Genomic DNA, 12934 nt, shown 5'->3' with positions numbered 1-12934 from the left:
TGGGAGGCGGAGCCGTGGATTTTGTACAGGACATTACAGAATTTATTTTTGTGGAGCATAAACCGGAAAAGGCGGATATCATCTTTATCCCCGGCGGAGACCGGGGGGAACTGGCTGTGACGGCGGCGGAGCTCTTCCGGAAAGGCTATGCGCCTTTTGTGCTGCCTTCCGGCAGATACAGCAAACCGGTGGGCCGCTGCCTGATTCCGGGGTATGAGACGGAATGGGACTTTCTGAAGGACATTCTTGTACGGGAGGGGGTTCCGGAGGAGCGGATTCTGGAGGAGAAGCAGGCCACGTTTACCTATGAGAACGCGATTTATTCCCGAAAAGTGACGGATGGACTTGGTGTGACAGTCCGGCGGGCGGTTCTCTGTCCTCAGGCCTGCCATGCGAGACGGGCGCTTCTTTATTACAAGGTACTGTATCCGGAAACCGAATTTTTTGTCTGTCCGACTGTGACCCGGGATATCAGCCGGGATAACTGGTTTCTGGACGGAGAAAAGATAGATGTGGTGCTTGGAGAGCTGGAACGCTGCGGCAGCCAGTTCCATGAGATACTGCGGGAATATGCCGAGAAACGGCAGGAGGAGAAAAGATGGACATAAGAGACGTAATTGAACTGGTAAAACAGGCAAAACCCTTTATTCAGAACCGGGACATGGCTGATCATATCAAGGTGAAGGGACCTGCGGATTATGTGACCCAGGTGGACACAAACGTTCAGAAGTTCCTTTCAGAAAAGCTTTACGAGCTGGCGCCCCAGATTCAGTTTCTCGGAGAGGAAGAGGGGCTTCATGCCATGTCCTCAGATACTTTCTGGATTCTGGACCCGGTGGACGGGACAACCAATCTGATTCATGATTACCAGCACAGCACAGTATCTCTGGGCCTTTATGAAAAGGGAGAGATCGTGATGGGAGTCATTTACGATCCTTTCCGGGAAGAAGTCTTTTACGCAGAGAAGGGCAAGGGAAGCTTCCGGAACGGAGAGCCCATCCATGCGGCTCAGGCAGGGACTCTGGGAGAGACCATCGTAGCCATTGGAACGGCTCCCTATCAGAAGGAGCTGGCCCATGAGAATTTCCAGAGATTTGAGCGCATTTTCATGAAGTGCCAGGATATCCGCCGGACAGGTTCCGCTGCCATGGATCTGGCGTATGTGGCCTGTGGACGCATCGGCGGCTTCTTTGAGGCGCGGCTTCAGCCCTGGGATTTTGCAGCCGGAATGCTTCTGGTGGAAGAAGCAGGAGGAAGGATTACCCGCTTCGACGGATCGGCTGTGAATCCGGTGGAACCGGGAGGAATTCTGGCTACGAATGGAAAGCTCCATGAGGAGCTTCGGGGACTTCTGTAAATTTGTAAATAGGGTAATAGGATAATAGGATAAAATGAATAAGCTGCTGTGGAGAAGAAGTCACAGCAGCCTATTTTTATACATTTCACTGTTTTGTGTTTCGGTAAACCGCTTTTTAAACCGGCTTTGCCTGCTGCTTTTCCAGCAGCCTGCGGATCTTTTCTGTAGGCGTGTTGATTTTGCCTACCGGCGTGTCATGATTCAGGGTATCGATGATCGTGGCCAGGAATTTGGTCATGTCCGCTTCCGTATAGTAGGGCTTTTTCAGAAGCTCCGGGTCGCGGTAGTTCAGATTGGTAGTCACGATACGCTTGATATAGCCCTTTTCATAGTATTCGTCAAATTTCTCGAAACCGTCTGTGAAAAGACCGAAGGTACAGCACACATAAACGTGTCTTGCGCCCCGCTCCTTCATCTGCTTAGCCACATCCAGCATGCTTCCGCCGGAGGAAATCATATCGTCAATGATGATGACGTCTTTTCCTACCAGGCTGTCTCCGAGAAATTCGTGAGCGACGATGGGATTTTTGCCATTTATAATAGTAGAGTAGTCGCGTCTCTTATAGAACATACCCAGGTCGATACCGAGCACGTTGGAGAAGTAGACGGCACGTTCCATAGCTCCCTCGTCCGGGGCAATGATCATCAGATGATCGTTGTCCACCTTCAGATCCGGCTCTGTGCGCAGCAGCGCCTTCATAAACTGATAGGGCGGCTGGAAATTGTCGAAGCCGTTCAGCGGAGTAGCGTTCTGTACCCGGGGATCGTGCGCGTCAAAGGTGATAATGTTCTTGACACCCATATTCTGAAGCTCCTGAAGGGCGAGAGCGCAGTCCAGGGATTCCCGGCGGGTGCGGCGGTGCTGCCGGCCTTCGTAAAGGAAGGGCATGACCACGTTGATGCGGTGGGCCTTTCCGGTGGCGGCGGAAATCATACGCTTCAGGTCCTGATAATGATCGTCCGGCGACATATGGTTTTCATGGCCGCAGACCGTATAAGTCAGGCTGTAATTGCAGATATCTACCATAATAAAGAGATCGCTTCCGCGGACAGATTCGCCCAGACGGCCTTTGGCTTCTCCGGTGCCGAAACGGGGGCAGGAGCAGTCGATAAGATAAGAATCCTCTGCGTAATTCTGAAAATACACATTGTCTCTGTGCTGGGTATTGGCCGTTTTACGAAAATCCACAAGGTAGCGGTCTACTTTTTCCGCAAATTCCCGGCAGCTTTCCAGAGCTGCGATTTTCAGCGGCGCTACCGGTAAAATATTTTCAAACTGATTGTTGTCTGACATGAGTCCCTCCGAATGTATGACATAATAAAAGCAGGCGCAGTAATATATGCGCTCTACTAACTTTATACCATTTTAAGGGGGATATCGTCAAGTGATACTCCGAGTTTTGGAAATAAAAACAGAGAAAAAGTGCTGCCGTGAACGAAGTGGACAGGAAGAAAAAGTTGAGGATATCAGGAAGCCTGTAAGAACAGTCCCCGTGATACCCTCAGACAGAAAGCGGAGCCAGATCAGAGCACCGCGCGCTTCTTATTCTGACTTCCTCCGATGATGAAGAGAATCGGAGCCACAATGCCGCCCAGCAGATTGCAGATACCCAGCAGGCTGAAAAGTCCGCCCAGGCTTAAGACGCCGAATACCAGAAGGACGATTCCCCATGCGATAAAATAGGTAGTGCCTGTCTCGGCCTTGCGGAAGCCTACGATGCCGACGATGATTTTCATCACATTGAAAATCACAATGAGAATCAGCGCGGCATACATGACTGCTGAGAAGATTCCCACTGCCTGGTCTGCAGAGAGAAGCCCCTCAAGCTGAGATTCTAACTCTATCATAGCGCTCTGGTCAGCGCTCAGATTTCCCACGAGGCCTGTGGTAATGAAGATGTTGAAAGCAGAGATGATGATTGCCACACAGGCGCAGATGGCCATCATGATGGATGCGGCGCGTATCAGAGTATTTTTTGTGGTTTCCATAATGATTTCCCCTCCTTGAGAAAATAGTATACATACTGATAATAGCAGAATTGTGTCAGTATGACAAGAAGCTGCAGATTGCTTTTTCTCCTCAAGTAGGGTATCATATAAAAAATGGAAAAAAGTCTGGAAATAATTTTGAGGTAATTATGAAAAAGGAAAGAGAACATGTGATAAAGACTGTGGAGCCGGGAAGCATCGCGGAGGAGCTGGAGCTTGCTCCCGGAGATGTGCTGGTATCGGTGAACGGACAGCCGGTAAGGGATGTGCTGGATTATCACTATCTGATTAACGAGGAATACCTGGAGCTTCTCGTGCGCAAGCCGGATGGAGAAGAGTGGGAGCTGGAGATTGAAAAGGAATACGAGGACGATCTGGGCATAGAATTTGAAAACGGGCTGATGGACGATTACCGTTCCTGCAGCAACAAATGTATTTTCTGCTTTATCGACCAGCTGCCGGAGGGGATGCGGGACACCCTGTATTTTAAGGATGATGATTCCCGCCTGTCCTTTCTGCAGGGAAATTATGTGACCCTGACCAATATGAGCGACGAAGATGTGGAGCGGATCATTACCTATCATCTGGAGCCCATCAATATTTCCTTCCATACGATGAATCCGGAGCTTCGCTGCAGGATGCTGCACAACCGGTTTGCGGGGGAGGCCCTGAAAAAGGCAGACCGCTTTTTTGAGGCGGGAGTGGCTATGAACGGGCAGATTGTGCTCTGCAAAGGAATCAACGACGGCAGGGAGCTGGAGGCCAGCATCGAGAAGCTGTCTGGATATCTGCCTTATCTTCAGAGCGTATCGGTAGTTCCGGTGGGCCTTACCAGCCACAGAGAAGGGCTGTATCCTCTGGAACCTTTCACGAAGGAGGACGCCCGAGGAGTGCTGGAGCTGATCCACCGCTGGCAGGAGAAGCTTTACCGGGAGCATGGGACGCATTTTATCCATGCAGGCGATGAGTGGTATCTGCTGGCAGAGCAGGAGATTCCGGAAGCGGAGTCCTATGACGGTTATCTGCAGCTGGAAAACGGAGTGGGAATGGTACGGCTTTTCCGGGAAGAGATCCGGGAAGAGCTGGAAAAGCTGAGAACTCCGGAAAATCCGAAGAAACAAAACGAACCGGAGAAAGCGGGGACACCGGAATATCGGAACATGCCGCAGGCTTCGAAGGAGCCCCGTCTTGTGACGATTGCCACCGGAAAGCTGGCGGCTCCGATCCTGCGGGAGGCGGCGGAGCAGATAGAAGAACAGGTTCCGGAGATACGGGTTCAGGTCATCGGAATCGAAAACAGATTTTTCGGTGAACGGATCACGGTGGCAGGCCTCCTGACCGGACAGGATCTGAAAGAGCAGCTTTCCGGGCGGAATCTGGGAGAAGAGCTCCTTCTGACAGAAAATATGTTCCGGGATGGGGAAGATGTTTTTCTCGATGACATGACGGCGGCAGAACTTTCCGGGGCTTTACAAGTTCCCATAACTATTGTAAAATCAGACGGAAAAGCCTTTCTGGAGGCTGTGCTTGGCCGCGGGAAGGATGAGCAGCCGGAACGGACAGGGACAGGGCGCAGGGGAAAGCAGCCCTATGAGCACCGTCCCTGAGGATAGAAATGATACAGAACAGGAGAACGAAAAAATAATATGAGTAAACCGATAGTAGCCATTGTGGGGCGTCCCAATGTGGGAAAATCCACGCTGTTTAACGCGCTGGCAGGAGAAAATATCTCTATCGTAAAAGATACGCCGGGCGTTACCAGAGACAGAATATATGCGGATGTCACCTGGCTGGACCATTCTTTTACGCTGATTGATACGGGCGGCATTGAGCCGGACAGCAGCGACATTATCCTCTCCCAGATGCGGGAGCAGGCACAGATCGCCATTGATACGGCGGATGTGATTATCTTTCTGACAGACGTGCGCCAGGGGCTGGTGGACTCGGATTCCAAGGTGGCGGATATGCTGCGCCGGTCCAGAAAGCCGGTGGTCCTGGTTGTCAATAAGGTGGACAGCTTTCAGAAATTCATGGGCGACGTGTATGAGTTCTATAACCTGGGAATCGGAGATCCGGTGCCCGTCTCAGCCGCGTCACGCCTGGGAATCGGAGATATGCTGGATGAGGTGGTAAAGCATTTCCCGGAAGGAAGCGGGGAAGAGGAAGAGGATGAAAGACCGCGGGTGGCCATCGTAGGAAAACCCAATGTGGGAAAATCTTCGATTATCAATAAACTGATCGGAGAAAACCGGGTGATTGTCTCCAATATCGCGGGAACGACCCGGGACGCCATCGACACGGAAGTGCGCCGGAACGGCAAGGATTATATCTTTATCGATACGGCGGGACTGCGCCGGAAGAACAAAATCAAAGAAGAACTGGAGCGCTACAGCATTATCCGTACGGTGACGGCCGTGGAGCGGGCAGATGTGGTGATTCTGGTGATTGACGCCACGGAAGGCGTCACCGAGCAGGACGCGAAGATCGCGGGCATCGCTCATGAACGCGGCAAAGGAATCATTATCGCCGTAAATAAATGGGACGCCATTGAGAAAAACGACAAGACCGTCTATGAATATACCAATAAAATCCGGACGATTCTGTCCTTTATGCCGTATGCGGAGATCACCTTTATTTCTGCAGTGACCGGACAGAGGCTGCCGAAGCTTTTTGAGCTGATAGATATGGTAATTCAGAACCAGAATCTCCGGATTGCCACAGGAGTTCTGAACGAGATCATGACGGAGGCTGTGGCGCTGCAGCAGCCGCCTTCCGATAAGGGCAAGAGGCTGAAGCTCTTCTATATCACCCAGGTGGCGGTAAAGCCTCCTACCTTCGTGATTTTTGTAAACGACAGGGAACTGATGCACTTTTCCTATACGCGCTATCTGGAGAACAAGATTCGTGAGGCTTTCGGCTTCCGCGGGACAGGGCTGAGGTTTCTGATTCGGGAAAGGAAGGGAGAGCAATAAGATGATTAGGCTGGTATGTGTGGCTGTTGGATATATATTTGGATTGTTTCAGACAAGCTATCTCTACGGGCGGATGAAAGGCATGGATATCCGGGAGCATGGAAGCGGGAACGCGGGAGCCACGAACGCCCTCCGGACCCTGGGCTGGAAGGCAGGAGCCATTACCTTCCTGGGCGACTGCTTTAAATGCGTATTCGCCGTGCTTTTGGTGCGTTTTCTTTTTGACAGACTTTATCCGGGTGAAAATATCGGCGTCTTACTGGGCATGTACGCGGCGCTTGGGGTTATACTGGGACACAATTTCCCCTGCTATCTGAAATTCCACGGAGGCAAGGGAATCTCGGCCACGGCAGGACTGTTCCTGTCTCTGGACCCGCTCCTGACGCTGGGAGCGCTGATTCTGTTCGCCGGTTCCGTGGGGCTCACCAGGTATGTATCTCTTGGCTCCATTCTTGTGAGCATCTGGCTTCCGGTGGGTGTGGTGCTGTACGGCGTGACAGGAAGATGGGGGCTTGCCCAGGGGCATCTCTATGAAATGTACGCAATCGCGGTCTTTCTGTGCGCAATGGCGCTTTTCCGCCACAGAAAGAATATTCACGGGCTTCTGACCGGCACGGAGAGAAAACTGGGAGAGAAAGCAGAATAGGTCAGGCACCCCGATGCGGGCATGCAGGGGATTTGACTCACTGTCCGCGGAAATATAAAAGCAAAAGGAGAAAAATATCATGGCAAAGGTAGGCGTTATCGGAGCGGGAAGCTGGGGAACGGCTTTGACGGTGCTCCTGCACGGCAACGGACACGAGGTAACAGTCTGGTCCATTTCAAAGGATGAGGTAGACATGCTGAACGAGCAGCATGAGCATAAGGATAAGCTTCCCGGCGTAAAGATTCCGGAAGATATCTGCATCACGACAGATCTGGAGAAAGCAGTAAAGGAGAAGGACCTTCTGGTGCTGGCTGTTCCGTCCCCTTATACGAGAAGCACAGCCCGGTCTATGGCTCCCTATGTGGCTGAGGGCCAGCTGATTGTAAATGTGGCGAAGGGAATTGAGGAAAGCACGCTGATGATTCTGACAGATATCATTGAGCAGGAGATTCCTGCCTGCCGTGCGGCCGTGCTGTCCGGGCCCAGTCATGCGGAGGAGGTAGGCCGCGGCCTGCCGACGACAGTCGTGGCGGGGGCTCATGACAGAAAGACGGCGGAGTTCATTCAGAATATTTTTATGAATCAGGTCTTCCGGGTCTATACCAGCCCGGATATGCTCGGCATCGAGTTGGGAGGAGCCCTGAAAAACGTGATTGCCCTGGCAGCAGGTATCGCGGACGGGCTTGGCTATGGAGATAATACAAAAGCGGCGCTGATTACCAGAGGCATTACGGAGATGAGCCGCATCGGCGTGGCTATGGGAGGACGCCAGGAGACCTTTAACGGACTCTCAGGCATCGGCGATCTGATTGTAACCTGCGCTTCCGTTCACAGCCGGAACCGGAAAGCGGGCTACCTGATGGGCCAGGGAAAGTCCATGCAGGAGGCGATGGACGAGGTCAAGATGGTTGTGGAGGGCGTATATTCTGCCAAGGCAGCCATGGCCCTTGCGCGCAAGTATGATGTGGAGATACCGATTATTGAACAGGTGAATATGGTTCTGTTTGAGAATAAGCCGGCAAAAGAAGCGGTTATGGATCTGATGCTGCGGGATAAGAAAATTGAGAATCCTCTGCTGCCCTGGAACTGAACACAGGCAGACAGGATATTAGACGGGGAATACAGCTGCGGAGACACGTCCGCTTGAGAGGGGGCCGGAAGGGTGCGTTGCTATAACTGCCATAAGAATTTTGATTACGAGAAATACTATGGAATCTGTCCAAAATGCGGGTGCTTCAATCAGAAGGAGACGAGAGAAGAACGCCATGAGGATCTGCATGACCGGTTTGGGGACAGCTATGCTCACAGCGAAGAGGGGCGTCAGGATACTCCCGTTCAGGGACTATCCGGAGCTTCGGAAAATGTCCGGAAGGCCGCCGCGCGTCCCGAAGCAAAGAAAACGGCGGGGAGCAGAGGAAAAGGATTTCTGATCTTCAGCATCATCGTTTTCGTGGCGGGGTTCGCGGTCCTGGGCTCAGGTATCGGAGCCAGTATCTTTATGGCCGCGGATTCCGCGGCACAGTCGGATGACACGCTGCGTCTGATTGCGCATGAGGCGGGCGAAACCTTCGATTTTCAGCAGGGAAGCCTTCAGGTGCTGGAGGCGGTAAAGCTGGCGGATCAGGAGACGCTTCCCGGCCTGGAAGAGGGAATGCAGTTAATCGCCGTGCATGTGGCAGGAGAGAGCGACGGAGAATACGAGGATTACAACCGGATCAAAGAGCCGTATCTTGAGGCGGACAGAGCCTTCCGGAACAGTATTTCGGCTCATGAATTTGAGCCCTACGGGCAGATGCTCGGCGCACGGCCGGCGCTGGACGGCTGGGATCTCTCGGGAGAGAGCTCCTGCGACGGCTGGTACGGATTTGTAACAGAGGCGGACGCGCAGGAGATCCGGATCTGGTTTGACGAGTATGACTGGAGTGAATGGGATGGGGGAAACCTCCTGGCGGCCCACTATGTGGATCTGCAGATTACAGTTCCGGAGACTGAAGCTTCGGAAGCAGAAGCGGAAGGAGGGCTGACAGATGCGGAATAGAGGAAGAACGATCGTATCTGCTGTGTTTCTGATCATCGGAATTGTCTTTGTGGTTCTGGGGCTGTTCTTCTGGACAGGCGCCGCGGGCGGCACAGGATTTCCCGGCGTGGGCAGCGCAGAGAAAGAAGACTATTGCGTGGTGGAATATCTGGGAGCCTCAGAGCTTGGCAGCAGCTATGAGGGCGTCCAGGCGGACGAAGGCTACTCCTTTTATGAGCTTCAGTTTTCTGTGAGAAACGAAGGAGACAGAGCGGCATACGGGGAAATGCCTTATCTGTATTATGAAGGAGAAAATTATGACGACGTCTATGATTACTGGGAGACGCCGGAAGACACAGAAGAGGAAGAGAGTCTCTTCCCCGGGTACTATGAGCCGGTTGTCCCGGCCGGGCGGACCGGACAGGCTTCCCAGGTAGTGCAGGTCAAAGACGGAGTGTCGGAATTTTCAGCTTTCTACGCGCCAAATTATGACAGCAGTGAGATAGAACTGAGGGTCATTCTGTCCTGAGCCAGGTTATCCGGCTGAGGCAGGAGACGGAGGCCGGAAGAGGAAGAAAAAGAGATATAGAAAGAGAGAAGCCGGGCAGGAGTGTCCGGCTTTTGGCTGTCTTTTATAGGAGCCATGGCGGTATCAGAAAGCAGGCATTATCATTTTCGATACCGTTCAGCAAAAAAATCGATTGACAAACAGCTGTTTCCGGGGTACAATGTGTAAAGTGATGCGGCGCTTTAATGCGACACAGCGTTGTGGCGAAAAAGTGCCGGATGGCGAAAAGGAGATACAGGAGGATTTACTATGAAAAAGTTATTGGCACTGATGCTGGCCCTTGGCATGACCGTTTCTCTGGCAGCCTGCGGCGGAAGCACAGACAGCGCGGACACCACAGCTTCTGAATCAGAGACGACAGAAGAAAGCACAGACGCGGCGGAGACAGAGGAGACTGCGGATGCGGCAGAAGCTTCCGGAGACGGTTCCTATGTAATCGGTATCTGCCAGCTGGTACAGCACGAAGCCCTTGATGCTGCGACGCAGGGATTCAAGGATGCTGTGACAGAAGCTCTCGGGGCGGAGAACGTTACTTTTGACGAGCAGAACGCTTCCAACGATTCCGCTACCTGCGCGACGATCATCAACCAGTTTGTATCCAACAATGTGGACCTGATTCTCGCAAACGCTACGGCGCCCCTTCAGGCGGCGGCTCAGGGAACCGATACGATTCCGGTTCTGGGCACCTCTGTAACAGAGTATGGCGTAGCGCTTGATATCGATAATTTTGACGGCCTGGTAGGAACCAACGTATCCGGTACTTCTGACCTGGCTCCGCTGGATCAGCAGGCGGCCATGCTTCAGGAGCTGTTCCCGGACGCGGAGACGGTAGGACTTCTCTATTGTTCCGCAGAGGCAAACTCTCAGTACCAGGTAGACACGGTTCAGGGATATCTGGAGGAAATGGGCTATACCTGCACCCAGTATTCTTTCTCTGACTCCAACGATCTGGCGGCAGTAGCTACGACAGCGGCGCAGGAAAGCGACGTTATCTACGTTCCGACAGACAATACAGTAGCTTCCAATACGGAGATTATCCGCAATATCTGCGAGCCGGCTCAGGTGCCGATTATCGCGGGTGAGGAAGGCATCTGCTCAGGCTGCGGCGTAGCGACTCTTTCCATCAGCTACTATGACCTGGGCGTGGCTACAGGAAATATGGCGGTACAGGTTCTGACCGGAGAGGCCGATATTTCCGAGATGCCCATTGAGTATGCTCCCGAGTTCACAAAGAAGTACAATCCGGAGCTGGCAGAGGCTATGGGCGTGACTATCCCGGATGACTATGTGGCAATCGAGGCTGCGGAATAGGCGGAAGCTTAAGCACAAGCATAGCTTGCCGTAATCACATCGGCAGCGAATAGTAACCACCGGTAAATGGAAAAGTAAAAAGCAGCAAAAAAGGACTTTCCTTTTTTGCTGCTTTTTGATATACTATTGAAGATTGTACGCTTTTTTAGATAGAGAAGCGGTATTATACAGGCAGGAGGAATTATAAGGTGGAAATTATGAAGTTTATCAATGCCCTTCCGGGCCCTGTGGCGCAGGGCCTGATCTGGGGAATTATGGCGATTGGCGTCTACATCACCTATAAGGTGCTGGATCTGGCGGATCTGACCGTGGACGGTACGATGGCGACAGGCGGAGCAGTCTGCATCGTTATGATGCAGAGCGGGCATTCGGTAGGTGTGTCTCTGTTTGTGGCGTTTCTGGCAGGTATGGCTGCCGGTCTGGTGACGGGACTGTTCCATACAGCTATGGGAATCCCGGCGATTCTGGCAGGAATTCTGACGCAGCTGGGGCTGTATTCCGTCAATCTGCGGATTATGGGAGAGAAGGCAAATGTGGCTCTGGCCTTTGGAAAATATGATCAGATTGTTTCTCTGCGCTGGGTCAGAGACGTGCCCTTTTATCAGAATACGATCTTTGTATCAGTCCTTTTTGTGATTGTGCTGATTGCGGTTCTGTACTGGTTCTTCGGAACGGATCTGGGCTGCGCCATCCGGGCCACCGGAAACAATGAAAACATGTCCAGGGCTCAGGGAATCAACACCAATACCAGCAAGCTGGTAGGCCTGATGCTTTCCAATGGAATCGTAGCCCTTTCCAGCGCCCTTTATGCTCAGTACCAGGGCTTTGCGGATGTGAACGCTGGCCGCGGCGCTATCGTTATCGGTCTGGCAGCCGTCATTATCGGAAATGTGCTGTTTGGAAAAATCAGCCGGAATTTTGCGTTCAAACTGGTTTCTGTAGTACTTGGCGCGATTATTTACTGGGTGGTATATCAGATTGTCATTACGGCGGGATTGAATGCCAACGACATGAAGCTGATCTCGGCTCTTGTAGTGGCAGTGTTCCTGGCAGTGCCTTATCTGAAGGGAAAATATTTTTCTAAACCTGTGAAACGAGGAGGTGCCTCCAATGCTTAGAATGGAAGAAATCTGGAAGACTTTTAATCCGGGAACAGTCAATGAAAAGACAGCTTTAAGCGGCCTGAATCTGGAGCTGAAGGAAGGCGACTTTGTTACGGTGATCGGCGGAAACGGAGCCGGAAAATCCACGATGCTGAACGCGGTGGCGGGTGTATGGCCGGTGGATGAAGGAAAGATTTTTATTGATAATGTGGATGTAACGAAGCTGCCGGAACATAAGAGGGCAAAGTATCTGGGACGTGTGTTCCAGGACCCCATGACGGGAACCGCGGCGGGAATGCAGATCGAGGAGAATCTGGCGCTGGCGGCAAGACGCGGGGAGTTTCGTTTTCTGAAGCCGGGCATCACCCATAAGGAGCGCAAATATTATCAGGAACGTCTGGCCACGCTGGGACTGGGGCTTGAAAACCGTATGACCACGAAAGTAAGGCTCCTCTCGGGCGGTCAGCGTCAGGCGCTGACCCTTCTGATGGCGACGCTCAAAAAGCCCAGCATTCTTCTTCTCGACGAGCATACGGCGGCGCTGGACCCGAAGACGGCGGCCAAGGTGCTGGAGGCCACAGAGCGGGTTGTAAAAGAAAATCATCTGACGACCATGATGATTACGCACAACATGAAGGATGCCATTGTTCACGGCAACCGCCTGATTATGATGTATGACGGCCATATTATCTATGATGTGTCCGGCGAGGAAAAGAAGAAGCTGAAGGTTTCGGATCTGCTGGAAAAATTCGAGCAGGCCAGCGGCGGCGAGTTCGCAAATGACCGGATGATGCTGGCGTAAGCCCAGAGCCGGCTGTGTAAAAATTGTGTGAAACCGTGTCCCTGGAAGCGCAGTTTTGACAGGTAAAAATAATTCGCACTAAATCCATTGAAAATACACAGCTTCATTGCGAAAATAGAGATGTTACAAAAAACTTTTTCGCAGTGAGGTTGAAATGGGAAGAAAAGAA

General features: G+C 52.2%; 13 protein-coding genes. 11 read left to right on the top strand and 2 right to left on the bottom strand.

Annotated elements, in window-relative coordinates:
• Nucleotides 1-14: 14 nt before the first annotated feature.
• Entirely contained in the window at nucleotides 15-608 is a 594-nt protein-coding gene (locus B5E82_RS10840) for a YdcF family protein (RefSeq protein ID WP_242966309.1), read from the top strand.
• On the top strand, nucleotides 599-1357 hold the full coding sequence (locus tag B5E82_RS10835; protein ID WP_087307569.1) for an inositol monophosphatase family protein: 759 nt from the start codon (nucleotides 599-601) through the stop codon (nucleotides 1355-1357). Before B5E82_RS10840 ends, B5E82_RS10835 begins: the two co-directional genes overlap by 10 nt.
• 115 nt (nucleotides 1358-1472) lie before the next feature.
• Here B5E82_RS10835 and B5E82_RS10830 read toward each other — a convergent pair whose 3' ends face one another.
• Together B5E82_RS10830 and B5E82_RS10825 are read right to left on the bottom strand one after the other, a co-directional pair.
• A complete protein-coding gene (locus B5E82_RS10830; protein ID WP_087307568.1) occupies nucleotides 1473-2651 on the bottom strand; it encodes a ribose-phosphate pyrophosphokinase in 1179 nt (392 codons plus the stop codon).
• 230 nt (nucleotides 2652-2881) lie between these two features.
• On the bottom strand, nucleotides 2882-3346 hold the full coding sequence (locus B5E82_RS10825; protein WP_087307567.1) for a hypothetical protein: 465 nt from the start codon (nucleotides 3344-3346) through the stop codon (nucleotides 2882-2884).
• 149 nt (nucleotides 3347-3495) lie between these two features.
• Between B5E82_RS10825 and B5E82_RS10820 the strand changes: the two genes are divergently transcribed.
• The 9 genes from B5E82_RS10820 to B5E82_RS10780 all read left to right on the top strand — a co-directional run bounded on the left by B5E82_RS10820 (nucleotide 3496) and on the right by B5E82_RS10780 (nucleotide 12765).
• Nucleotides 3496-4953: a DUF512 domain-containing protein gene (locus B5E82_RS10820; protein ID WP_087307665.1), complete on the top strand. Its 1458-nt coding sequence runs from the start codon at nucleotides 3496-3498 to the stop codon at nucleotides 4951-4953.
• A 39-nt stretch (nucleotides 4954-4992) separates the two neighbouring features.
• Complete coding sequence (der, locus tag B5E82_RS10815) at nucleotides 4993-6318, top strand: ribosome biogenesis GTPase Der (RefSeq protein ID WP_087307566.1); 1326 nt, start codon at nucleotides 4993-4995, stop codon at nucleotides 6316-6318.
• Nucleotide 6319: 1 nt separating this feature from the next.
• Nucleotides 6320-6964, top strand: a complete 645-nt coding sequence (gene plsY, locus B5E82_RS10810; protein WP_087307565.1) for a glycerol-3-phosphate 1-O-acyltransferase PlsY — start codon at nucleotides 6320-6322, stop codon at nucleotides 6962-6964.
• A 79-nt stretch (nucleotides 6965-7043) separates the two neighbouring features.
• A complete protein-coding gene (locus tag B5E82_RS10805) occupies nucleotides 7044-8054 on the top strand; it encodes an NAD(P)H-dependent glycerol-3-phosphate dehydrogenase (RefSeq protein ID WP_087307564.1) in 1011 nt (336 codons plus the stop codon).
• Nucleotides 8055-8126: 72 nt separating this feature from the next.
• Nucleotides 8127-9002 (top strand): hypothetical protein, encoded by an 876-nt coding sequence (locus tag B5E82_RS10800; protein WP_087307563.1) that lies wholly within the window; start codon nucleotides 8127-8129, stop codon nucleotides 9000-9002.
• Entirely contained in the window at nucleotides 8992-9510 is a 519-nt protein-coding gene (locus B5E82_RS10795) for a hypothetical protein (protein WP_087307562.1), read from the top strand. Before B5E82_RS10800 ends, B5E82_RS10795 begins: the two co-directional genes overlap by 11 nt.
• Nucleotides 9511-9798: 288 nt before the next feature.
• Nucleotides 9799-10860, top strand: a complete 1062-nt coding sequence (locus B5E82_RS10790) for an ABC transporter substrate-binding protein (protein ID WP_087307561.1) — start codon at nucleotides 9799-9801, stop codon at nucleotides 10858-10860.
• Nucleotides 10861-11057: 197 nt separating this feature from the next.
• Complete coding sequence (locus tag B5E82_RS10785) at nucleotides 11058-11978, top strand: ABC transporter permease subunit (RefSeq protein WP_087307664.1); 921 nt, start codon at nucleotides 11058-11060, stop codon at nucleotides 11976-11978.
• Nucleotides 11971-12765, top strand: a complete 795-nt coding sequence (locus B5E82_RS10780; RefSeq protein ID WP_087307560.1) for an ABC transporter ATP-binding protein — start codon at nucleotides 11971-11973, stop codon at nucleotides 12763-12765. The genes B5E82_RS10785 and B5E82_RS10780 overlap by 8 nt, the downstream gene beginning before the upstream one ends.
• Nucleotides 12766-12934: the final 169 nt, after the last annotated feature.

The sequence above is a fragment of the Lachnoclostridium sp. An138 genome (assembly GCF_002160765.1).
GTDB lineage: Bacteria > Bacillota > Clostridia > Lachnospirales > Lachnospiraceae > Laedolimicola > Laedolimicola faecalis.
The sequence above is the reverse complement of the archived record's forward strand: the minus strand, read 5'-3'. Positions and strand labels throughout refer to the sequence as shown.

What these genes read in the sequence shown, in the direction of transcription:
- B5E82_RS10835 (WP_087307569.1), top strand. Translation starts at nt 599, where the DNA reads ATGGACATAAGAGACGTAATTGAACTGGTAAAACAGGCAAAACCCTTT.
- B5E82_RS10830 (WP_087307568.1), bottom strand. Translation starts at nt 2,651, where the DNA reads ATGTCAGACAACAATCAGTTTGAAAATATTTTACCGGTAGCGCCGCTG.
- B5E82_RS10825 (WP_087307567.1), bottom strand. Translation starts at nt 3,346, where the DNA reads ATGGAAACCACAAAAAATACTCTGATACGCGCCGCATCCATCATGATG.
- B5E82_RS10820 (WP_087307665.1), top strand. Translation starts at nt 3,496, where the DNA reads ATGAAAAAGGAAAGAGAACATGTGATAAAGACTGTGGAGCCGGGAAGC.
- der (WP_087307566.1), top strand. Translation starts at nt 4,993, where the DNA reads ATGAGTAAACCGATAGTAGCCATTGTGGGGCGTCCCAATGTGGGAAAA.
- plsY (WP_087307565.1), top strand. Translation starts at nt 6,320, where the DNA reads ATGATTAGGCTGGTATGTGTGGCTGTTGGATATATATTTGGATTGTTT.
- B5E82_RS10805 (WP_087307564.1), top strand. Translation starts at nt 7,044, where the DNA reads ATGGCAAAGGTAGGCGTTATCGGAGCGGGAAGCTGGGGAACGGCTTTG.
- B5E82_RS10795 (WP_087307562.1), top strand. Translation starts at nt 8,992, where the DNA reads ATGCGGAATAGAGGAAGAACGATCGTATCTGCTGTGTTTCTGATCATC.
- B5E82_RS10790 (WP_087307561.1), top strand. Translation starts at nt 9,799, where the DNA reads ATGAAAAAGTTATTGGCACTGATGCTGGCCCTTGGCATGACCGTTTCT.
- B5E82_RS10785 (WP_087307664.1), top strand. Translation starts at nt 11,058, where the DNA reads ATGAAGTTTATCAATGCCCTTCCGGGCCCTGTGGCGCAGGGCCTGATC.
- B5E82_RS10780 (WP_087307560.1), top strand. Translation starts at nt 11,971, where the DNA reads ATGCTTAGAATGGAAGAAATCTGGAAGACTTTTAATCCGGGAACAGTC.